Annotated in this window: 15 protein-coding genes and 1 tRNA gene; 10 read left to right on the top strand and 6 right to left on the bottom strand. The window is 69.0% G+C overall.

Going from position 1 to position 21,322, the window contains the following annotated elements:
- The first annotated feature begins 230 nt into the window (after positions 1-230).
- The 4 genes from AC2YHT_RS04055 (at position 231) to AC2YHT_RS04040 (ending at position 3,134) form a co-directional block, all read left to right on the top strand.
- A complete protein-coding gene (locus AC2YHT_RS04055; RefSeq protein ID WP_487288299.1) occupies positions 231-1,076 on the top strand; it encodes a peptidylprolyl isomerase in 846 nt (281 codons plus the stop codon).
- Between the two features lie 12 nt (positions 1,077-1,088).
- Positions 1,089-1,973: a peptidylprolyl isomerase gene (locus AC2YHT_RS04050; RefSeq protein WP_487288298.1), complete on the top strand. Its 885-nt coding sequence runs from the start codon at positions 1,089-1,091 to the stop codon at positions 1,971-1,973.
- Between the two features lie 68 nt (positions 1,974-2,041).
- Positions 2,042-2,509: a peptidylprolyl isomerase gene (locus AC2YHT_RS04045; protein WP_110120902.1), complete on the top strand. Its 468-nt coding sequence runs from the start codon at positions 2,042-2,044 to the stop codon at positions 2,507-2,509.
- Positions 2,510-2,561: 52 nt separating this feature from the next.
- A complete protein-coding gene (locus AC2YHT_RS04040; protein WP_487288297.1) occupies positions 2,562-3,134 on the top strand; it encodes an HD domain-containing protein in 573 nt (190 codons plus the stop codon).
- On the opposite strand, the gene AC2YHT_RS04035 is transcribed toward AC2YHT_RS04040, so the two are convergent.
- Complete coding sequence (locus AC2YHT_RS04035; protein ID WP_487288296.1) at positions 3,121-4,095, bottom strand: endonuclease/exonuclease/phosphatase family protein; 975 nt, start codon at positions 4,093-4,095, stop codon at positions 3,121-3,123. The genes AC2YHT_RS04040 and AC2YHT_RS04035 overlap by 14 nt on opposite strands.
- Positions 4,096-4,245: 150 nt before the next feature.
- Between AC2YHT_RS04035 and queA the strand changes: the two genes are divergently transcribed.
- Together queA and tgt are read left to right on the top strand one after the other, a co-directional pair.
- Positions 4,246-5,367: a tRNA preQ1(34) S-adenosylmethionine ribosyltransferase-isomerase QueA gene (gene queA, locus AC2YHT_RS04030; RefSeq protein ID WP_487288295.1), complete on the top strand. Its 1,122-nt coding sequence runs from the start codon at positions 4,246-4,248 to the stop codon at positions 5,365-5,367.
- Entirely contained in the window at positions 5,368-6,480 is a 1,113-nt protein-coding gene (gene tgt / locus AC2YHT_RS04025) for a tRNA guanosine(34) transglycosylase Tgt (protein WP_487288294.1), read from the top strand.
- A 926-nt stretch (positions 6,481-7,406) separates the two neighbouring features.
- Here tgt and AC2YHT_RS04020 read toward each other — a convergent pair.
- Positions 7,407-8,225 (bottom strand): hypothetical protein, encoded by an 819-nt coding sequence (locus tag AC2YHT_RS04020; RefSeq protein WP_487288293.1) that lies wholly within the window; start codon positions 8,223-8,225, stop codon positions 7,407-7,409.
- A 183-nt stretch (positions 8,226-8,408) separates the two neighbouring features.
- A tRNA-Lys gene (locus AC2YHT_RS04015) sits at positions 8,409-8,483 on the bottom strand.
- Positions 8,484-8,709: 226 nt separating this feature from the next.
- Here AC2YHT_RS04015 and AC2YHT_RS04010 point away from each other — a divergent pair.
- From AC2YHT_RS04010 to AC2YHT_RS03995, 4 genes are all read left to right on the top strand, one after another.
- Entirely contained in the window at positions 8,710-9,960 is a 1,251-nt protein-coding gene (locus AC2YHT_RS04010; RefSeq protein WP_487288292.1) for a rhamnogalacturonan acetylesterase, read from the top strand.
- Between the two features lie 8 nt (positions 9,961-9,968).
- On the top strand, positions 9,969-10,949 hold the full coding sequence (locus tag AC2YHT_RS04005) for an alpha/beta hydrolase (protein ID WP_487288291.1): 981 nt from the start codon (positions 9,969-9,971) through the stop codon (positions 10,947-10,949).
- Positions 10,946-12,388: a rhamnogalacturonidase gene (locus AC2YHT_RS04000; RefSeq protein WP_487288290.1), complete on the top strand. Its 1,443-nt coding sequence runs from the start codon at positions 10,946-10,948 to the stop codon at positions 12,386-12,388. Before AC2YHT_RS04005 ends, AC2YHT_RS04000 begins: the two co-directional genes overlap by 4 nt.
- Positions 12,389-12,575: 187 nt before the next feature.
- Entirely contained in the window at positions 12,576-14,399 is a 1,824-nt protein-coding gene (locus AC2YHT_RS03995) for a hybrid sensor histidine kinase/response regulator (protein ID WP_487288289.1), read from the top strand.
- Between the two features lie 172 nt (positions 14,400-14,571).
- Here the strand turns inward: AC2YHT_RS03995 and AC2YHT_RS03990 are convergent, their stop codons facing one another.
- From AC2YHT_RS03990 to AC2YHT_RS03980, 3 genes are all read right to left on the bottom strand, one after another.
- A complete protein-coding gene (locus AC2YHT_RS03990) occupies positions 14,572-16,206 on the bottom strand; it encodes an MFS transporter (RefSeq protein WP_487288288.1) in 1,635 nt (544 codons plus the stop codon).
- A gap of 192 nt (positions 16,207-16,398) precedes the next feature.
- Complete coding sequence (gene bglB / locus AC2YHT_RS03985) at positions 16,399-17,508, bottom strand: beta-galactosidase BglB (RefSeq protein ID WP_109099342.1); 1,110 nt, start codon at positions 17,506-17,508, stop codon at positions 16,399-16,401.
- A 40-nt stretch (positions 17,509-17,548) separates the two neighbouring features.
- On the bottom strand, positions 17,549-21,322 hold the full coding sequence (locus tag AC2YHT_RS03980) for a beta-galactosidase (protein WP_487288287.1): 3,774 nt from the start codon (positions 21,320-21,322) through the stop codon (positions 17,549-17,551).

The raw sequence follows: 21,322 nt of genomic DNA, 5'->3' as shown, positions 1-21,322 counted from the left end.
CCCCTTGCGGGAGAGGGTGGCCTCGCGGAGCGAGGTCGGGTGAGGGGTCTCTCAGAACCGTCCGCGCGACCCCTCATCCGTCGGCCTTCGGCCGCCACCTTCTCCCGCAAGGGGAGAAGGATTGTGGGAGCCGCCCACAAGTCGTCGAAATCGTCGGCGCATATCGGCAGCGCTTGTCGTACCGCTTCGCGCGCTTTAACGCGGAGCGGGAGATCTGTTCGGGGAAATCCATGAAGTCTGCGTTCTGCGTTCTCGGCGTCGCCGCCCTGGCGCTCGTTTCGGCCTCGGCCGCGCCCATCGCCGCGTCGGCTCAAGTGGCCGAATGGCGCACGCCCGACCCGCAGAACGTGCTGGTGGTCGAGACCAACAAGGGCCGCATCGTCGCCGAGCTGGTTCCCGAAGCCGCGCCCGGCCACGTCGAGCGCGTGCGCGAACTGGCCCGCGCCGGCTTCTACGACGGCCTGACCTTCTTCCGCGTCATCGACACCTTCATGGCCCAGACGGGCGATCCGAAGAACGACGGCACCGGCGGTTCCGACAAGCCGGACCTGACGGCCGAGTTCACCTTCCGCCGCGCCGGGACCGGTGGTTCGTTCGTCCCGGCCGGCAAGCTCGGCTCGCTGGAGACCGGCTTCGTGGGGCCGCTGGCCGTGACCAGCCAGTCGTCGATGCTGGCGGCCATGACCGCCGACGGCAAGGTGCAGGCCTGGGGGAACTTCTGTCCGGGCGTGCTGGGCATGGCCCGCGCCGGCGATCCCAACAGCGCCAACAGCCAGTTCTTCTTCATGCGCCAGCACTACCCGTCGCTGGACAAGACCTACACCGCCTTCGGCCGTATCCTGTCGGGCCTCGACGTGGCGCGGGCCATCAAGGCCGGCGAGCCCGTGGCCGATCCGCAGGACAAGATGATCAGCGTGAAGGTGCTGGCCGACATCCCGGCCGACAAGCGCCCGACCGTGCAGGTGATGGACACCCGCAGCGCGGCCTTCGCCGAAGTGCTGAAGAAACGTCAGGCTGAGCTTGGCGTCGGCTTCAACATCTGCGACGTGGAAGTGCCCGCCAAGGTCAGCAAGTAAGCCGAGGTCCTGATGCGCCTGCCGATCGCCGTCGCCGCCGTCTCCCTGGCCGCCTTCGCGGCGGTCGTCCCGGGAGCGCAGGCCGCGTCCAAGGCCAAGCGGGCCAAGGCGGTCGCGGTCGTGGCGGCTTCCGATCCCAAGGCCGCCGACTGGCGCACGCCGGCGCCGGAAACGGTGATGGTGATCGACACCAATCGCGGCCGCATCCTGGTCGAGCTGATCCCCGAGGTCGCGCCGGCTCATGTGGCGCGCCTGCAGGAGCTGACCCGGGCCGGCGTCTATGACCGTCGCACCTTCTTCCGGGTCATCGACCGGTTCATGGCCCAGACCGGCGATCCGGAGGACACGGGGCAGGGCAATACCGACAAGCCCAACCTGAAGGCCGAGTTCACGTTCCGCCGCGACCAGGACCTGCCGTTCGTCGTCGCCGCCTCGCCGGCGGGGACCGAGGTCGGCTTCCTGAAGTCGTTGCCGGTGGTCAGCCAGGGCTGGGCCTGGAGCTCCATGACCAGCGACAAGAAGGTCGCCGCCTGGGGCACCTATTGCCCGGGCGTGGTCGGCATGGCCCGCGACGACGCGCCCGACAGCGCCAACAGCCAGTTCTTCCTGATGCGCCAGCCCTATCCGTCGCTGGACAAGCGCTACACCGCCTTTGGCCGGGTGATCTCGGGCCTCGACGTGGTGCGGGCGATCAAGACCGGCGAGCCGGTGGCCGACCCGCAGGACGAGATGACCACTGTCCGCCTGCTGGCCGACATCCCCGAGGCCGAGCGCCCGAAGATCAAGGTGATCGACCCGAAGGGCGCCTGGTTCCAGGGGCAGATCGCCGCCGTTCGCAAGGCGCGGGGCGCGGATTTCTCGGTCTGCGACCTCGAGGTTCCCGTCGAGGTTCGGTAACCGGCTGGTTCACAGCCGCTGTTCGACGGGCTAAAGAGCGCCCAATATTCCACTCCGAAGGGACGACCATGTCGGCTGACCTCGAAAACACCCTGATCCTGACGCTGGAGACCGGCCCGGTCACCATCACCCTGCGTCCCGACTTGGCGCCCGGCCACGTCGAGCGGATCAAGGAACTGGTCCGCGAGGGCTTCTATGACGGCGTCGTCTTCCACCGCGTGATCCCGGGCTTCATGGCCCAGGGCGGCGACCCGACCGGCACCGGCCGCGGCGGCTCGTCCAAGCCCGACCTGAAGGCCGAGTTCTCGGCCGAGCCGCACGTGCGCGGCGTCTGCTCGATGGCCCGCACGCCGGATCCGAACTCGGCCAACAGCCAGTTCTTCATCGTCTTCGACGACGCCACCTTCCTCGACAAGCAGTACACCGTCTGGGGCGTGGTCAGCGAAGGCATGGAGCACGTCGACAGCCTGCCGAAGGGCGAGCCGCCCCGCGCGCCGGGCAAGATCGTCAGCGCCAAGATCGCCGCCGACGCCTGAGTTTAAAGAGGGCCCCTTCGGAAACGGAGGGGCCCTTTTCCTTGGAGGCGGCATGACCGTCTATCCTTCCCCGCCGCGCGAGGCCTACCAGGAGCCTCATCGGCGCTATCACACGCTGGTCCATATCGAGGACTGCCTGGCGAAGCTGGCCGCGCTGCCGGACCTGGATCCGCACGAGCGCGAGCTGCTGGCGCAGGCGATCTGGTGGCACGACGCGGTCTATGACCCGCTGCGACCCGACAACGAGGCCCGGAGCGCCGAACAGGCGCGCGAGGCCATGGTCGCCACCGGCGTTCCCAAAGCCGACATCGCCGAGATCGAGCGGCTGATCCTGTTGACCAAGGGTCACACGGTCGGGCCCGGCGACCGGCTGGGCGCATTGATGGTCTCGATCGACCTGTCGATCCTGGGCGCGTCGCCAAAGGCCTATGCCGACTATGCCCGGGCTATCCGCGAGGAGTACGCCGCCGTGCCCGAGGACCTCTATCGGGCCGGCCGGGCGCGGGTGCTGGAAAGCTTCATGGCCGCGCCGACGCTGTTTCCCGACCCCGGTTTCGCGCAGGCGCTGGATGTCGCGGCCCGCCGCAACCTCGCCGACGAGGTCGCCGCGCTCAGGACCGCTTGAGCGTGATCACCACCGGCAGGTGGTCCGAGCCGATCGACGGGCCGCGGCGCACGCTGACCGTCTTCCACTGCGAGCCGGCGTAGACGTGGTCGATCGGCAGCACCGGCGAGGGCAGGTCGCCGATCCGCAGGCCGCCCTTGGCCGGCCAGGAGGCCAGGGCGCGGGTGCGGCGCTCCAGTCCGAACATCTTGTCCTGGCGGCGCAGGCTCCACGACCAGGGCGTGGAGTTGAAGTCGCCGGCGACGATCATGCCCTTCTTGTCGAAACGGGTCAGGATGTCGGCGAGGCGGCGGGTCTGGGCCTGCTGCGGCCCGGCCGGGATCGGCCAGACATAGTGGGCGGCGATCACGGTGAAGGGGCCGTCGGCGTCGGCCAGGGTGGCCCAGGTTCCCGAGAAGTGATCGCCATCCTCGTAGAAGCCGCCGCGGTCGATCATCCGCTTCTTGCTGAAGATCCAGGTCTCGCAGGGCTTCTTTCCGGCGCAGGAGACCGAGAACGGATAGAGCTTGCGCAGCGGCCAGATGAGCGGCCAGGACCAGCCGCCGCCTTCCTCCACGAAGACCACGTCGGCGTCCTGGGCGAGCACCCAGGCCAGCGCCTTCTTGGGGTCTTCGTTGAGCGCCCAGGCGTTGAACTGCACGACCTTCAGCGTCGCCGGACCCGCGTCGTGCGGACGGCGGGCGGCGATCAGCTCCGGGGCCATCAGGCCGCTGTTGAGCAGGACGGCCGCGACCCCGAAGGCCACGATCGCCCAGCGCTCGCTACGGCGCGAGACGATGGCCGCAAGAAGCCCGCCGACCACGCCCAGGGCCAGCCAGAGCGGCGCGACGTGGGTGACGATGTCGAGCCGGTCGCTGAAGGCGCCGCCCACGCCCGCCAGACCCATGGCCAGGCCGGTGAGCGCCAGGGTCAGGGCCGCGCCGCGAAAGAACAGTCGGACGAGATGGAGGATCAACTGCATGTTCCAGCCTTAGCACGCGTGGACGACGGTTGCGTAAGCCCGCAAACGCCGGAAAGGCCGGGCAGGGCGGTGCTGCGCAACCGCGCGGCGCCTCGTGCGGCCGCGGCGCGCCTTGACCTTGCCGCCCCTTCGTGGCCTTGAAGCCGGCCCATGCGCCTTTCCGATTTCGATTTCGACCTTCCCGACGACAGCATCGCCCTGCGCCCGGCCGAGCCGCGCGACAGCGCGCGCTTTCTCGTCGTGCGTCCGGGGCAGGCGCTCGAGGACCACATCGTCCGCGAACTGCCCGATTTCCTGCGTCCCGGCGACGCCCTGGTGTTCAACGACACCCGCGTGATCCCGGCCCGCCTGTCGGGCCTGCGCGAGGGCCGCACGACCGGCGGGGCGGACGGTACGCCCGTCGCCGTCGAGGCCACCCTGCATCGCCGCATCGCACCCGACCGCTGGAGCGCCTTCATGCGGCCGGGCAAGCGGCTGAAGGCCGGCGACCGCGTGGCCTTCGCCGCCCAGGGCGGGGCGCCCTGCGAGGCCGAGCGCCTGGATGCGACCGTCGTCGAGAAGCACGAGGGCGGCGAGGTCGTGCTGGCCTTCGACCTGTCGGGGCCCGACCTCGACATCGGCATCGCCCGGCATGGGATGATGCCGTTGCCGCCCTACATCGCCGCCAAGCGGGCGGAGGACGACCGCGACCGCGCCGACTACCAGACCGTCTACGCCCGCGAGGACGGCTCGGTGGCCGCGCCGACGGCCGGCCTGCATTTCACGCCAGGCCTCCTGGAGGCGCTGAAGGCCAAGGGCGTCTCGCTGCACTTCGTGACCCTGCACGTGGGGGCGGGCACCTTCCTGCCGGTGAAGACCGACGAGGTTTCCGAGCACAAGATGCACGCCGAGTTCGGCGAGGTCAGCGGAGAGACGGCCGACGCCCTGAACGCCGTGCACGCCGCCGGCGGGCGCATCGTCTGCGTGGGCACCACCAGTCTGCGCCTGATCGAGAGCGCCACGGGCGAGGACGGGGTGATCAGGCCCTTCGCCGACGAGACGGCGATCTTCATCACGCCGGGCTATCGCTTCCGGGCGGTCGACGTGCTGATGACCAATTTCCACCTGCCCAAGTCGACCCTGTTCATGCTGGTCAGCGCCTTCGCGGGCCGGGCGACGATGCGCGCGGCCTATGAGCACGCCATATCGACGGGCTACCGCTTCTATTCCTACGGCGACGGCTCGTTGCTGTTCCGCGCCCCAAACCCTGAAAATGGGACCGAGACCGTCTAGATGGCCGCCTTCCCCTTCGAGATCAAAGCCACGGACGGCAAGGCCCGGACGGGCGTGCTGAAGACCCCGCGCGGCGACATCCGCACCCCGGCCTTCATGCCGGTGGGCACGGCCGGCACGGTCAAGGCCCTGACGGTCGACCAGGTCAAGGACACCGGGGCCGACATCATCCTGGGCAACACCTATCACCTGATGCTGCGGCCGACGGCCGAGCGGGTGAAGCGCCTGGGCGGGCTGCACAAGTTCATGCGCTGGGACAAGCCGATCCTGACCGACAGCGGCGGCTTCCAGGTGATGAGCCTGTCGGGGATCAGCAAGGTCACTGAAGAGGCCGTGACCTTCGCCAGCCACATCGACGGCACCAAGCACGTGCTTTCCCCCGAGCGGTCGATGGAGATCCAGGCCGACCTGCTGGGCAGCGACATCGTCATGCAGCTGGACGAGTGCGTGGCCTGGCCGGCGGAAGAGGCCAGGGCGCGCCAGGGCATGGAGCTGTCGGCGCGCTGGGGCCTGCGCTCGAAGACCGCGTTCGGCACGCGAGATACGCAGGCGCTGTTCGGCATCCAGCAGGGCTCGACCTTCGAGAACCTGCGCAAGGAGTCGTCCGAGCGCCTGCAGGAGATCGGCTTCGACGGCTACGCCATCGGCGGGCTGGCGGTGGGCGAGGGCCACGAGGCCATGTGCGAGGTGCTGGACTACGCGCCGGGCCTGCTGCCGGCCGACAAGCCGCGCTACCTGATGGGCGTGGGCAAGCCGATCGATCTCGTGGAAGCCGTGGCGCGCGGCGTCGACATGTTCGACTGCGTGCTGCCGACCCGCTCGGGCCGTCATGGCCAGGCCTGGACCTGGGACGGGGCGATCAACATCAAGAACGCCCGCTTCGCCGAGGACGAGAGCCCGCTGGATCCGACCAGCGACTGCCCGGCCAGCCGCGACTACTCCAAGGCCTATCTGCGCCACCTGTTCAAGGCCGAGGAGATCCTGGGGCAGGTGCTGCTGTCGTGGCACAACATCGCCTTCTTCCAGGCCCTGACGGCGGCCATGCGCGCCGCGATCGCCGAAGGGCGGTTCGAGCAGTTCCGGCGGGATTTCGCGGCGCGGCAAAAGTCCTAAATCCTTCTCCCCTTGCGGGAGAAGGTGGCGGCCGAAGGCCGACGGATGAGGGGTCTCTCAGATGCAAGACCCCTCGCCCCGTCTGTACGCCGCACGCGGTTTTGATTTCTGAGAGACCCCTCACCCGACCCCGCTCCGCGGGGCCACCCTCTCCCGCAAGGGGAGAGGGAACGGGTTTACAATCTCACGCGGTAAACCGCTGAGTTGATCGGAGAGGGCGCGGGGCGTCCGGGCTTCGCCCGGAGTTGTGAGTTTGAATACCGTTTCGACGAAGCTGGACGCCCCGCGCGATCGTTGTGCCTCAGGCCGGGGCGCGCGGGCCTCTTCCGCCCTTCACCCCCTTCGGCTTGTGCCTTCCCCGGAACCGGGCTGTAAGCTTCGCTAGCCATCGCGTGCAGACAGAAGGCGCCGGAGCGGACCCTCGGACGGGCGGGAGCCTATTGCAGGCAAGCTCCCGATGGATGGGTTTACGTCCCCCATCCTCATTTAAGCCTGGCCCGGCCCTGCTCACGCAGCTCCGGCGGCCCCGCTCGATCGCATCACCGTCGCACGCTTCGGGCCGGATCCTTGCGCCCTCTCCCTGCGACGGGACAGCTCTGATTATGCAGCGGGTTTCAGCGCGTCTGATCCAGAGCGCTGAGAAAGTTGCAAGGGATTGGATTGGTTGGCGTCTTTGGCGCGATCGCCGGGGATAGACGCTCGCCAATCCCCGTAAGCCCAACCCAACACCGCCTTCCTGGGCCTTGTGCCCAGGATCCATCGTTCAGCTGCTCAGACCTGTCGAGGACGGCCGAGGTTTGAGCGGTCGCCGGCATGGGCCCTCGCCACAGGGGCGAGGGAGGCGGAGTGGGGCGGTGAAAAGCCTGGGTCCCCGCTTTCGCGGGGATTTTACGGGAGGGGGATGCCCGGCGCGTGCCGCCCCTGACTTACCCCACCGGTCCCTGCGGACCCGTCGGCGGCGCGGGCTGCACCGGGGCCGGGGCGGCGGGGACGACGGGGTAGCGGGGTTTGCGCTTGGCCTTGGCGGTTTCGGCCGCGGCGGGTTCGGCTGGCGGGGCGTGGACGTCGGGGATGGGCTCGACCGTCGGGCCGACCACCGAGGGCGCCGGCTTGGGCGGCGGCGGCGGGGGGGCGTCATTGCCGCCCATGAACGGGAAGCGGCGCTTCTTGGGCTCGGGCTGGGGCTCGCCGCGGTGCTGGGGCGTGGCCGGCGGCATGCAGCCGCGCGCTTCGCCCAGGCCCTTGAGGTAGGCGCGGCGCACGGCGCCGGAGGCCATGGCCGACTGGACGAGGCGGTCGTGCTTTTCGGCCCCGGTCAGCTTGCGGACCCAGCCGCGCATCGGGATCAGGTCCTGGGCGGCGCTGGCCATGGCCCCGAGGGCGGCGTCGCCGGCGGCCTTGCGGCCCCGGTCCATCAGGTCCTCGTCCTCGCCGGGGGGGACCTGGTCCATGTCGACGCCCAGGGCCGCGTCGAGCGGCTTGATCAGGGCGGTCAGCTGGCCGCAGCTGGAGGGCATGGGCCGGGCGTAGGGATCCTGCATAGCCTCCAGCAGGGCGGGCGGGATCTTGGTGCGCATCAGATTGACGTCGCGCAGGGGCGCGGTCACCGCGCCGCCGATGCCGTCCTTGTTGGCCTCGGAGGTGGTCTGGATCTTTTCGGGCGGCGGCTCCGGGGCCGGTTCACGGGTGCTGGCGCAGGCGGCGAGCAGGGGAAGCGCGGCGGCGAGGAGGAGCAGACTTCGCATGACGTGACCCTAACGCGCCTGAAGCCAACTCGTCATCCGCCGTTGAGGACGAATCGAGCGGGGCTTCCGAATGGTTGAGCCGAGTTGGCCTCGAACCAAGGCGCAGTTTGGGCGGGAGGGGCGTCGCGGGCGCCCGGGTCCCCGAAGGGGAAACTCAAAACACGATGGATTTCAAAGGGAAGGTGGTGGGCCGGCTGGGATTCGAACCCAGGACCATTCGATTAAAAGTCGAATGCTCTACCACTGAGCTACCGGCCCGCTGTCGACACGGGGGTGGCCGTGAGAAGCGGCGCGGAACATAGTCGGGCCTCCCATGCGTCGCAAGCCGCGTTTCGTCGGATCGGTCCGGTGGGTCTCACTATTTGTCCCACATATTGGTTTGACGTGGCGACATGTGAAATATCTTGCGCTGAGCGCCGATATTCGGGAATGGTCCGGCGAAGAACGGCGGCGTCAGCCGCGGGCGAGGGGGAGACCGACGAGGATGCAGCTGAAGCGACGCAGCGTTCTGGCCGGCCTGATTCTGGCGCCCGCGACCGCCGCCCTGGCGGGAGAGACGCCGATGACCGCCCTCAAATTCGACTTTACCGCCAAACCGCGCGAGGGCTGGACGGCCGTCGCGGCCGATCGCCTGTACGACCCCGCCGCCGGCTACGGCTTCGAGCCGGGGGAGGGGCGGTCGTTCTCGGTCGCCGTTCCGGAAGGCGACTGGCGCGTGACGCTGGAGGTGGACGGCGGCGCCGACCTGACCGTGAAGGCCGAATCCCGCCGGCTGGTGGCCGAGCAGGTCCGCACCAAGGCCAAGGAGCGCCGCGAGGTGGTGTTCGTGGTCAACACCCGGACCGCCGCCTTGCCGCCGCCGCCCAAGAACGCCCCGGGCGGGACCGAGGTGATCCTCAATCCGCGCGAGAAGGGCACGCCCAACTGGGACGACAGGCTGACCGTCGAGTTCTGCGGTCCGGCGCCCAAGGTGGCGCGGATGACCGTCGAGCCGGCCAGCGTGCCGCGCGTCTTCCTGCTGGGCGACTCCACGGTGACCGACCAGCCCTTCGAGCCGGCGGCCGGCTGGGGCCAGATGCTGCCCAGGTTCTTCGCCCCGACCGTGTCGGTGGCCAGTCACGCCGAGTCCGGCGAGACGATGAAGTCGTTCCTGATGGAGCACCGGCTGGACAAGGTGCTGAGCCAGACGCGGGCCGGCGACTTCGCGCTGATCCAGTTCGGCCACAACGACCAGAAGGAAAACTGGCCCCAGACCTATGTCGAGGCGGCCACGACCTATCGCGACTACCTCAAGGCCTATGTCGGCGAGTTCCGGCGCAGGAAGGCCACGCCCGTGCTGGTGACCTCGATGCATCGCCGGCGCTTCGACGCGGACGGCAAGATCATCAACACCCACGGCGACTATCCGGCCGCCGTGCTGGCGGTGGGCCAGGAGCTGGGCGTTCCGGTCATTGATCTCGCGGCCATGAGCAAGGTCTTCTACGAGGCCCTGGGGCCGGCGCAGGCGCCCAAGGCCTTCGCCGACGGCGGCAAGGACATCACCCACCACGACAACTACGGCGCCTACGAGCTGGCGCGGTGCATCGTGGAAGGGGTCAAGGCGGGCGTTCCGGAGCTGGCGCGCCATCTCAGCGCCGACGTTGGATCGTTCGATCCCGCCAAACCCACCCCGCCCGACAGCTTCGTCATGGCTCCCAGCGCGGCGCGCAGCAGCGCGGCCCTGCGCGGAAATTGAGGTATCCGATGATCGACCGTCGCTCCCTCCTGGCCCTGGCCGGCGCGACCGCCGCCAGCCCGGCCCTGGCGCAAGGCGCCGCTCCCGAGGCCGCCCCGGCTGCCGTCAAGCCGACCCTGGAGATCCAGCCGATCTGGCCGGGCAAGGCCCCGGGCGGCGAGAAGGTCACCGCCAAGGAGCAGGTGATCCTGCGCACGCCGGGCGGCGATCCCAACGATACGGCCTTCCTGCACATCAACGATCCGGTGCTGATGATGCGCCGGCCCAAGAACCCCAATGGCGCGGCGATCCTGATGATCCCGGGCGGCGGCTATGTGCGCGTGGCGGTCAGCAAGGCCGGCGGGGCGATCGACCAGTGGATCGCCGACCAGGGCGTCACCGCCTTCGTCATGACCTATCGCCTGCCGGCCGACGGCTGGGCGGCGGGGCCGGACGTGGCCCTGCAGGACGCCCAGCGGGCCATCCGCATCATCCGCTCGCGGGCCGGCGAGCTGGGCCTGGATCCCGAGCGCGTGGGCGTGATGGGCTTCTCGGCCGGCGGGCACCTGGCCGGGCGGCTGTCGACCCAGTTCAAGCGCCAGACCTATGCGCCGATCGACGCCATCGACAAACTGTCGACCCGGCCGTCGGTGGCGGGGCTGTTCTATCCGGTGGTGACGATGCAGCCGCCGTTCGCGCACGGCGGCTCGCTGAAGGAACTGCTGGGCGCCGACGCTTCCGAGGCGCGACGCAAGGCCATTTCCCTCGAACTGGACGTGCCGGCCGACACGCCGCCGACCTTCATCGCCACCGCCGCCGACGACAAGGTGGTGCCGGCCGACAACTCGCTGCTGCTGTACTCGGCCCTGCGCAAGGCTGGGGTGCCCAGCGAGCTGCACATGTTCGAGAAGGGCGGCCATGGCTTTGGTCTGACCGGTCCCAAGGGCCTGGACATGAGCTGGCCGCAGCTCTTGCCGCCGTTCCTGCGCCGCCACGGCCTCTACACGTGACCTTCGACGTCCGGAGCTACGGCGCCGTCGGCGACGGGCAGGCGCTGGACACCGACGCGATCAACGCCGCCATCGCGGCGGCGTCCGGAGCCGGCGGCGGGATCGTGCGACTGCCGGCCGGGCGTTACCTGAGCTTCTCCATCCGGCTGGCCAGCGGGGTGACCCTGCGGCTGGACGAGGGCTGCACGCTCGTCGCCGCCGATCCGGCGCGGCACGGCGGGGCCTATGATCCGCCGGAAGAGAACCCGCACGACCTCTACCAGGACTTTGGTCATAGTCATTGGCGCAACAGCCTGATCTGGGGCGAGGACCTGGAGGACGTGGCCATCGTCGGTCCGGGCCGCATCGACGGCGAGGGCCTGACCCGCGAGGGGCCGGGCTCGCGCTGGCGCCGGCAGGCCGGCGAGTTTCCGCTGAGCATGGTGGGTCTCTCGGCCGAGGCCATGGCCGAGCTGGTGCCCGAGCGGGCGGCGATGATCGGCCAGGGCAACAAGTCGATCGCCCTGAAGCGCTGCCGCAAGGTGCGTCTGTCGGGCTTCACGATCCATCGCGGCGGCCATTTCGCCCTGCTGGCGACGGGCTGCGAGGACCTGGCGATCGAGACTCTGCTGATCGACACCAACCGCGACGGGCTCGACATCGACGCCTGCCGGCGGGTGCGGATCGCTCACTGCCGGGTCAACACGCCCAACGACGACGCCATCGTGCTGAAGGCCTCTATGGCCCTGGGCGAGGCCCTGCCGACCGAGGACGTCGAGATCGTCGGCTGCCACGTCTCGGGCTTCGACCTGGGGACGGTGCTGGACGGCAGCCTAGGGCGCACGCAAGCGATCGCGCCGGACCAGGACCGGGTCACCGGCCGCATCAAGATCGGCACCGAGAGCAACGGCGACTTCCGCCGGATCCGGATCAAGGACTGCCTGCTGGAGCGCTCGCGCGGGTTGGCGCTGGAGACGGTCGATGGCGGGACCATCGAGGATGTCGAGATCGAGGACGTGCGGCTGGTCGAGATGACCAGCGCGCCGCTGTTCCTGCGGCTGGGCGCGCGGCTGCGCGGGCCGGAGGGGACCAAGGCCGGAGCGCTGCGCCGGGTGCGGGTGCGGAACCTGGCGGGATCCGAGGCGCGGGCCGACCTGCCGGTGATCCTGGCGGGCCTGCCTGACGCGCCGATCGAGGACGTGCGGCTGGAGGGGCTGGAGCTGTCGTTCCTGGGCGGGGCCAAGGCGGCGGGCGTCGAGCCGCCGGACCTGGCCGACGCCTATCCCGAGCCCAGGATGTTCGGCGACCCGCCGGCCTGGGGGCTGTGGGCGCGGCACGTGAAGGGCCTGTCGATCGACGGTCTGGCGCTGACCGCGAATCTGGACGCCCGCGCGCCGGTGCGGATCGACGGCAAGATCGTGCCGCTGGACGCCTTCGCCCGCGCGGCGGCGGTCGGCTAGCCGACGCCCGGGCGCGAGAGCTTGAGCACAAGCGCTACCTTGGGTGCGGTCCAGCCTGCGGCCTAGCGTCGCGATGGGCGTTTCGAAGGCTTCCGAGGCTTCGATTTTAGCACCTCGGACTCCTAGATGATGGACAAACGGGGGTGGATCGAGCCGTTCGATCCGTCGCGCCGTCGATCCTGGGGTCATGTTCAGAGCCAGCATCCTTCGCACCCTCGCCACCATCGCCGTCGTGGCGCTTCTGGCGGTCGGGACGGACTACGTGGTGAACGTGGTGCTGCTGGCGCGGCCGTACATCTTCACGCCGTGGATGACGATGACCATCGTCGCGATCGCCGGCGGGCCGCTCGTCTATTTCCTGCACCACCAGCGCCTGAACCTGAAGGCGGCCAAGCGCGACCTGTACGAAAGCCTGAGGGTGCAGCGCCAGTCGGCCGAGGAGGCCGAGCGGCGGCGGCTGGAGGCCGAGCGCGCCCTGGCCCGGCTGCGCGAGCAGGAGTCGCTGTACGGCATTCTGGCCAACAACCTGACCGACGCCCTGTCGCTGTGGAACCGCGAGGGGCGGCGGCTCTACAATTCGCCGGCCATCGAGCGACTGACCGGCTACACGCCCGAGGAGTTCCTGGTCGCGCCGAACCTGCTGGGCGTGGCGCCAGAGGACGGGGCCAAGGCGCTGGCCGTGATCCGCCAGCTGAAGGGGCCGACCGACACCGGCACCCACGAGTACCAGTTCCACCGCAAGGATGGCGCGGTGATCTGGGTCGAGAGCACCTATTCCCTGGTGCCGGCCGAGGACGGCGGCGGTTTCATCGCCACCAGCCGCGACGTTACCGAGCGCAAGCGCCTGGCCGAAGACCTGGCCCAGGCCGCGCAGGAGGCCCAGTCGGCCGCCGCCGCCAAGGCCGACTTCCTGGCCAACATGACCCACGAACTGCGCACGCCGCTGACGGCGATCATCGGCTTTTCGGGCCTGCTGCGGCAGTCGTCGGCCCTGTCGGAGACCGACGCGCGGCAGGTGCGGCTGATCCACGAGGCCAGCAACACCCTGCTGGGCGTGATCAACGACGTGCTGGATTTCTCGCGCCTGGAGGCGGGGCTGGAGTTCGACGCCGAACCTTTCCGCCCCTGCGACATGGCCCGCTTGGCCGCCGCCCTGATCGAGACCCAGGCCCAGGAGAAGGGCCTGCCGGTGCTGGTCGAGTTCGGTCCGGGCCTGAAGCCCCTGGTCGGCGACGCCGCGCGGCTGAACCAGGTGCTGCTGAACTTCCTGTCCAACGCCGTGAAGTTCACGAGCGAGGGGCGGATCCTGATCTCGGTCAGCCAGGAGACCTCGGCGGTCGGCCAGCGCCTACGGATGGAGGTGCGCGACACCGGCATCGGCGTGCCGGGCGACATGCACGAGGCGGTGTTCGAGCGCTTCATCCAGGCTGACGCCGGCGTCTCGCGCCGGTTCGGCGGCACGGGGCTGGGCCTGGCGATCTGCAAGCGGATCATCGACGCCATGGGCGGCCGCATCGGCGTGGAGAGCACGCCGGGCAAGGGCTCGACCTTCTGGTTCGAGGTCGACCTGCCGATCACCGAGACGGTCGCCGACATTCCGGTCGCCGCCCAGCCTGCGGCGCTGGAGCGGCCGGCCCGGGTGCTGCTGGTCGAGGACAATCCGGCCAACCGCGAGCTGATCGGGGCGCTGCTGGCGCCTTTCGACGTCGAGGTGGAGACGGCCGTCGACGGGGTGGGGGCGGTCGACGCCTTCAAGGCCGGCAAGGCCTATGACCTCGTGCTGATGGACGTGCAGATGCCGGTGATGGACGGCCTGACCGCCACCCGCCGCATCCGCGCCCTGGAGCACGCCGGCCGCCACACGCCGATCGTCGCCATGACCGCCAACGTCCTGCCCGAACAGGTCGCCAACTGCCTGGCCGCCGGCATGGACGACCACCTGGGCAAGCCGATCAACCCGATGCGGTTGTTGGAGACGGTGGCGCGCTGGAGCCAGGCGGAAGCGGCGTAAGTTTCCTTCTCCCCTTGCGGGAGAAGGTGTCGGCGAAGCCGACGGATGAGGGGTTGCACGAACGAAAACGCCGCAAAAGCTGATCAGCTTTCGCGGCGTCTTGCTTTTGAGAGACCCCTCACCCGACCTCCTTCGGAGGCCACCCTCTCCCGCAAGGGGAGAGGGATCTTGGTCAGGTGATGTCCGGGATCTGGTCGCTGGCGACCGCCGGCTTGGCTTTCGCGCCGCGGCCCCAGAGGGTCTCGTACTTCCAGCCGGTGAGGTCTTCGACGATGGCCTTGGACTCGGGGCTTTCGGCCTCGATGGCGCCGGCGCGGAGGCGTTCGACTTCGTGGACCAGGACCTCGTGGGTCTTGGCGTTGAGGCGGAACTTCCAGGAGATGATCATGCCCGCGATCATCACGATCAGCGGGCCGCCGACCATGACCAGCACGAGGGCGCGGATGGCTTCCGGCGACTGCTGGACGGGCGCGGCGCCCTTGGCGGCCGAGACGAAGCCGCCCAGCCCGATCAGGCTGGTGGTCAGCAGGATGGCGCCCGACTGGGCGATCTTGCGCACGAAGGTCATGACCCCGGCGAAGATGCCTTCGCGGCGCAGGCCGGTGACGGCCTCGTCGACGTCGGGCAGGTAGTTGTAGACGCCCCAGGGCACGAAGTTCAGCGTGCCGCGGCCCAGGCCCGCCAGGATGATCGGCAGGAACAGCCACAGCAGGACGGTGGGGTTGAAGCCCGCCGCGCCGGGCAGGGCGGTGAAGATGTTGCCGTTCAGCGCCGCCACGCCGGCCGAGAAGCCGGCCGGCTTGACCAGGTAGAAGCCCAGGAACAGCAGCAGGGCCGCGCCGACGAAGCTGATGGCCATGCGGTAGGCGGCGGTCGGGCCGGTCTTGATGATCACGCGGATGGCGACCATCACCGAGATCAGCTGGGCCACGTACATCATGGTCATGGCCTGGGAGATCACCAGGGTCGATCCGACCATCACCGTGGCCACGAACAGCGGGAAGGCGGTGTTGAAGATGTCCTGGCTGATATAGCCGCCCAGATAGAGCGACAGGTGCTGGCGGAAGGCCTTCAGCTTCAGGGTCGAGAACAGGTCGCGGAACATGTTGACCGGGATCAGGGCAGCCTTGCTCCAGTCCATCGGCTCGGGCTGGATCAGCTTCTCTTCCTCGGTGTAGGGGCGCTCCCAGGTGAACAGCACCACCAGCAGCACCACCAGGCTGAACAGGCCGCCGAAGATGGCCGCCATGATCAGGAAGGTGTTGGGGCTGTCCTTGCCGCCGAAGTGGTTGATGATCAGGGTCGGCAGGTAGGAGGCCAGGATCGCCGAGGTCTGGGCGACCATCATGCGCACGCCGGCGAACTTGGCCTTCTCCTTGTAATCCTTCGTCATTTCCGCCGCGAGGGTTTCCCACGGGATCAGGAACATCGTGTAGACGAACTCGAAGAAGATGAAGGTCACGAGGTAGTAGAGGAACGGCTTGCCGGTGACGAAGATCAGGGCGAAGGCCGGCAGCAGCGGGATGGTCGCCAGCAGGAAGATCTTCCGCCGCCCGACCTTCCGGCCGATCCAGGTGTGGCGCAGGTTGTCGGAGATGTAGCCGATCAGCGGGCAGGTGATCGCCTCGAGCAGGCGCGGCAGGCCCAGGATCAGGCCGGTCTCGACCGGCGACAGTCCGCAGAAGGTGATGAAGAAGTAGGCCAGCCAGCCGGTGATCACGGCTTGCGCGCCGGCCCCCAGCATGTCGCCGGAGCCCCAGCCCCAATAGGTGACCCAGGACGGTTTGCGGGGGTCTGGCGTGGCCATGTTCGTTTCATTCCCAAGGTATTCAGAAAGGCCTCTGACGGGCCTTAGGCGTTGAGCCGTCCCCTTTTCCGATCATCCCCGCGAAGGCGGGGATCCAAGCTGCGTTTCCAGGGCTTGCCCGGTTGGCTCGGCTTGGGTCCCCGCCTTCGCGGGGACACACGGTGGTTGGGAACGGCCCAGAAGTCGTCAGTCCTAGATGAAGGCGCGCTGGAACTCGCCGAGGGCCAGCATGGCCAGCGACTGGCCGTAGGGCATCGAGGTCAGCGGGATGTCCTTGTAGCCCTGGATCGTGTCGAACACCGGGGTGCCGAACGAGACCTGCTGCAGTTCACCGGCGTCGTCGATGTTGGCCAGCACGCCCTTGATGGCGCGGATGGCGACGGCTTCGTATTCCTTGCCGATGTAGCGCTTGCGCACGGCCTTCAGGACGCCGTAGGCGAAGCCGGCCGTGGCCGAGGCTTCCAGGTACGAGGTCTTGTCGTTGATGATCGTGTGCCAGAGGCCGGTCTCTTGGTCCTGGTACTCGGTCAGGGCCTTGATCTGGGCTTCCAGGGCGTCGATCAGGAAGGCGCGCAGGCCGTCGCCCGGCTTCAGGTCGAGCAGCTCGATGAATTCCGGGATGGCGATCGTCACCCAGCAGTTCCCGCGGGCCCACAGGGCGTCGGCGAAGTTGTGACGGCCCTCGAAGGTCCAGCCGTGGAACCACAGGCCGGTCTTGCGGTCGGCCAGGTACTTGATGTGGACCATGAACTGGCGCTTGGCCTCCTCGACGAAGTCGGGGCGGTCGAGCAGCAGGCCGATCTTGGCCAGCGGCAGCACGCTCATCATCAGCGTGTCGTCCCACAGCTGCTGCGGGTTCTCGCTGTTGAAGACGATGTGCTGGAAGCCGCCTTCCTCGGTGCGCGGACCCTCGTACATGACGTAGTCAGCCCAGGTCTCGAGATAGGGGATGTAGGTGTGGTCGCCGGTGGCCTCGTACAGATAGGCCAGGGTCAGGAACGGCGAGACCGTGTTGATGTTCTTGGTCGGGGTGCCGGCCTCGAAGCGGTCGGCGAACCACTTGGTCATGATGTCGAAGGCGCGCTCGTCGCCGTACATCTCGTACTGCTTCCACAGGCCGTAGAGGCCCACGCCGTGAGTCCATTCCCAGTCGTTCCAGCCCTTGGTGTCGATGACGCGGCCGTCGTCGAGGCGCAGCAGGAACTCGCCCGTCTCGTCGGTGATGTCGACGAGGTTGCTGATCAGAAGGGCGATCTTGGCCTTGACGTCCTTGGCCTCGATGCCGTGTGCGAGATTGGGCACGGTAGTCTCCTAAAGGGTAGGTCTAGCGGTAGGCGGGGGCCTACGGTTTGTAGTTCGGCGCGGGGACGCGGGCGACGGGCACGCCGCCTTCCACGTTGCGCAGCACTTCGAGTTTGACGGCTTCCAGGGCGTCGCCGGGGGCGCCGTCGCTGGTCACGGCCAGGGCGATGGTGTTCTTGCCGTGGAGATCGATGATCCCGTCGGGCAGGACGAAGGTCCGCTGCGGGCCGACATGGGCGATGAACTGGCCCATGTTCCAGCCATTGACGAAGATCAGCACGCGGTAGCGGCCCGGCGAGCGCGGGGTCTTCGGATCGCCGATGGTCAGGCCCAGGGTCACGTCCTGGTCCTTGGGCAAGGCGAGGTCGAAGTTCGTGCGATACCAGGTGGTGCCGGCGTAGGGCTGGGTGGCGGCCATGTCGGCCTTGGCCCAGCTCTGGTCGGGGAAGCCCGGCAGGTGCCAGCCGTTGCGCTCGCCGTACTGGCCGCCTTCGTTCAGCGAGCCGCGCACCGGATCGGCGATGTCTTCGCCGCCCTTGTTACCCTGGATCTTCCAGGCGATCGGCACGGCGAAGCTGTAGCTGGTGGGGCTCGACAGCGAGGCCGAGACCAGGCCGCGGGCTTCCTTGTGGAAGTCGTCGGCGTCGAGGTCCCAGTTGTGGCCGTTGTTGCGGACCATCACCGACAGCACGTGCTCGCCGTCGCCGCGCAGGTCTTCCGGCAGCTTGAAGGTGGCGACGCCGGTGGTGATCGGGCGGGGCAGGCCGCCGTCCAGTTCGTGCTGGCCCAGGAACTTGCCGTCCAGCCAGACCTGCAGCATCCCCGCGCCGCCGGCGCCGTAGTGCAGGGTCAGGGTGTCGATGTCGGCGCGGCCCTTGTAGCGGCCGCGGTACCAGACGTCGCCATTGTGGAAGCCGTGGGTGCTCATGTCGAGCGCCGGCTGGCCCGTGGGCGGACGCACGGTGGAGCCGCCGCGCTTGCCCTCGGCCTTGGCCCAGGCGCTGTCGTCGAAGGCGGGATCCGACTCGGGCGAGCCGGCGGCGGTCTTCCAGTCGAGCTTGGCCAGGTCGGGAACGGTGACGGCGGCGGGGCCGGGGAGGGCCTTGGACGCCAGCAGCGAGCCGCTGGCCGTGGCCTTGGCGGCGACGGCGGCGCCGTTCCAGCGGACGGTCTTCACGCCCTTGGGGGCGAAGACTTCCAGCGGGCTATCGGCCTCGGTGTCGCCGGTCAGGGACAGCACGCCGCCCTTGACGGCGGCGGTGCGGACGAGGCCGGGGCCGCGCTGCAGGGTCGGGCCGGCAGGGGTGTCCTGGCGCCAGAAGGTCTGGCCCGTCGCCTCGTCGGCCAGCAGCAGCACCAGCGGCGGACGACCGCCGCCGGTGATGCGCACGCGGGCCAGGCCGGTGTGCTGGTAGGTCAGCTTCAGGTCGCCCTTGGCGGCGTCGAAGGTCGACGTCACGTCGCCTTCCAGCACCTCGACCTTGGGGGCCTGCGCGTAGCGCAGCACGGTCTCGCCCGCTTCGCCGGCGCGGCCGTAGAGCAAAGCCAGGTCGCCGCCGTTCCAGGGCAGGTGGGTCTGGATTTCGGAGGTCGAATAGACCAGCCGCTGGCCGCCCAGATCGTAGCTGGCCATCAGCATCTTGCTGTCCTGGCCCTTGATCCGCGAGGGGACCAGGTACTCGCCGTCGCGGGTCTTCAGCTTGAAGGTGAAGGCCTCGTCGCCGGTGGCGCTGCTGGGATTGTGGACGACCACATAGAGGTGGCTGCCGGTTTCGGTGTTGACGTTGTGGTAGACGCGGACCTTGTCGTTCGAGACGGTGACGAACTCGCCCTTGTCCATGCGGGTCAGGTCCGGAACCGCGTTCAGGAACTGGCCCATCTGCTTCATGACGCGGGCCTTGTCGCGCAGGCCGCGGGCCTCGTCGATGGCCGAGCCGTAGTCGTAGGAGCTGAACACCACCGGGGCCGGCAGCCAGCCCCACGAGGTGCCGCCATAGGTCATGTAGAAGCTCTGGATCGTCAGGCCGTTGGCGATGTTGGTTCCGTAGAACACCCGCTGGTAGCCGACGCCGCGATGGATGGCGGTGCAGTCGTAGTCGCCGTTGCTGCCCCAGTAGTCGAACCAGCCGCCGCCGAACTCGGCCGCGAAGCCGGGGGTGTTGGGGCTGGCTGAGGCGCCGCCCTTGGCCCCGCCGGCGCCGTAGAGGCCCCAGTCGGGCGCGACACCGGCCGCCGACGGCGTGGAGTCGACCTTGCACGAGCCGCCCGGATAGCCGTCGAAGGCGTAGAGGTCGGTCGGGCCTTCCACCGTGCCGGGGACCTTGGAGTCCTCGGGCACCCAGTAGCCGTTGCGGCCCTTGTCGTTGTGGAACAGGGGAACGGTGATGCCGTCGGCGCGGGCCTTGTCGGCCAGCCACTGCATGTAGCGCTGCTGCGGGGCGCCGACGACGTCGAGCTCGTTCTCGATCTGGTGGGCGATCACCGTGCCCTGGCCGGTGGTCAGCTGGTGGCGGGCGATGACCTTGTTGATCTGGCTCAGCCACTCGTCGGCGGCCTGGACGTATTCCGGCGCGTCGGTGCGGGCGCGGGCCTGCTGGTTGACCAGCCAGCCGGGGAAGCCGCCGCGCGTCAGCTCGGCGTTCACGTAGGGCCCGGCGCGGGTGATGACGTAGAGGCCTTCTTCCTTGGCCATGGTCAGCACGCGGTCGATGTCGCGCACGCCGCTGAAGTCGTAGACCCCCTGCTTGGGCGAGTGGTAGCCCCAGTCGATATAGATCGCGACGGTGTTGTAGCCGCTGGCCTTCATCTTCTGGAGGATGTCGCGCCACAGGTCGGGGCTCGGCACGCGGAAGGGGTGGAACTCGCCGCCCCAGGAATAGATGCGGGCGCCGTCGACCTTCAGGGAGTACTTGTCCCAGGTGATCTTGTGCGCTTCGGCGGGCTTCTCCGCGACCGCCTGGTCGCCGCCTTCCTTGAGGACGGTGAAGTGGCGGACCGTGCCGGAAAGCTCGGGCAGCTCCTGCTTCTTGGTCCAGGTGCGGAAGCCGTCCTTGCTGTCGGAGTACCAGTAGCGCTTGGCCATGTACTCGTCGAAATAGACGCGCCAGGCGCCGTCGGGCGTGCGCGTGACGGCGGGGCCTTCGAGGAACTTGCCCCAGCCGGCCCAGTCACCGCCGCCCTTGACCTGCCAGGGGCCGTCCAGCGACGGGGCGGTCAGCAGCTCGATGTACTTGGTGGTCTCGTTCTTGGCGAAGGCCTGGTACTGCGAGCCCTCGCGCACGACGAAGGCGTCGATGTAGTTGGGGCCCATGCCCGACAGCGGGCGCGGCGCGCTCCAGCTGGCGAGCTCGGAGTCTTGGGCCGTGATCCGATAGGGCTGAAACTGCCCGCCGATGCCGGTGGTCGAGACCGACAGGATCAGGTGCTCGGAGCCGTCCTGATCGACGAACCACTCGGGCGCCCAGCTGTTGGTGACGCCGGGCACGTCGATGGTGACGTCGCGCAGGAAGGTCCAGTCGACCAGGTCCTTGCTGCGGGCCAGGCCGATGGTGTTTCCGGTCCAGCCGGTGGTGTAGGCGACGTAGTAGAAGCCGTCCTTGCGCTTGAGCACGCTGGGGTCGCGGATCAGCCCCTTGGGCGGGGTGTAGGCCAGCGGCTTCTGCAGGGTGAAGCGCGTGCCGTCCGCCGAGTCGTAGATGCTCATGTTCGACTGGCTGGCGTTGGTGAACGCCGTCATGACGTAGCGCGTCGGCTCGGCCAGAGCCGTCGTGGCGAGCAGGGCGGCGGCGAGGCCGAGGAAAGCGGTGCGCTTCAC

It is taken from the genome of Caulobacter sp. SRI_008 (assembly GCF_057586355.1).
Note: the sequence above shows the minus strand (reverse complement) of the source record. Positions and strands in the feature narration are given on the sequence as shown.

Coding starts and splice junctions, on each gene's coding strand:
- AC2YHT_RS04055 (WP_487288299.1), top strand. CDS start 231: ATGAAGTCTGCGTTCTGCGTTCTCGGCGTCGCCGCCCTGGCGCTCGTT.
- AC2YHT_RS04050 (WP_487288298.1), top strand. CDS start 1,089: ATGCGCCTGCCGATCGCCGTCGCCGCCGTCTCCCTGGCCGCCTTCGCG.
- AC2YHT_RS04045 (WP_110120902.1), top strand. CDS start 2,042: ATGTCGGCTGACCTCGAAAACACCCTGATCCTGACGCTGGAGACCGGC.
- AC2YHT_RS04040 (WP_487288297.1), top strand. CDS start 2,562: ATGACCGTCTATCCTTCCCCGCCGCGCGAGGCCTACCAGGAGCCTCAT.
- AC2YHT_RS04035 (WP_487288296.1), bottom strand. CDS start 4,095: ATGCAGTTGATCCTCCATCTCGTCCGACTGTTCTTTCGCGGCGCGGCC.
- queA (WP_487288295.1), top strand. CDS start 4,246: ATGCGCCTTTCCGATTTCGATTTCGACCTTCCCGACGACAGCATCGCC.
- tgt (WP_487288294.1), top strand. CDS start 5,368: ATGGCCGCCTTCCCCTTCGAGATCAAAGCCACGGACGGCAAGGCCCGG.
- AC2YHT_RS04020 (WP_487288293.1), bottom strand. CDS start 8,225: ATGCGAAGTCTGCTCCTCCTCGCCGCCGCGCTTCCCCTGCTCGCCGCC.
- AC2YHT_RS04010 (WP_487288292.1), top strand. CDS start 8,710: ATGCAGCTGAAGCGACGCAGCGTTCTGGCCGGCCTGATTCTGGCGCCC.
- AC2YHT_RS04005 (WP_487288291.1), top strand. CDS start 9,969: ATGATCGACCGTCGCTCCCTCCTGGCCCTGGCCGGCGCGACCGCCGCC.
- AC2YHT_RS03995 (WP_487288289.1), top strand. CDS start 12,576: ATGTTCAGAGCCAGCATCCTTCGCACCCTCGCCACCATCGCCGTCGTG.
- AC2YHT_RS03990 (WP_487288288.1), bottom strand. CDS start 16,206: ATGGCCACGCCAGACCCCCGCAAACCGTCCTGGGTCACCTATTGGGGC.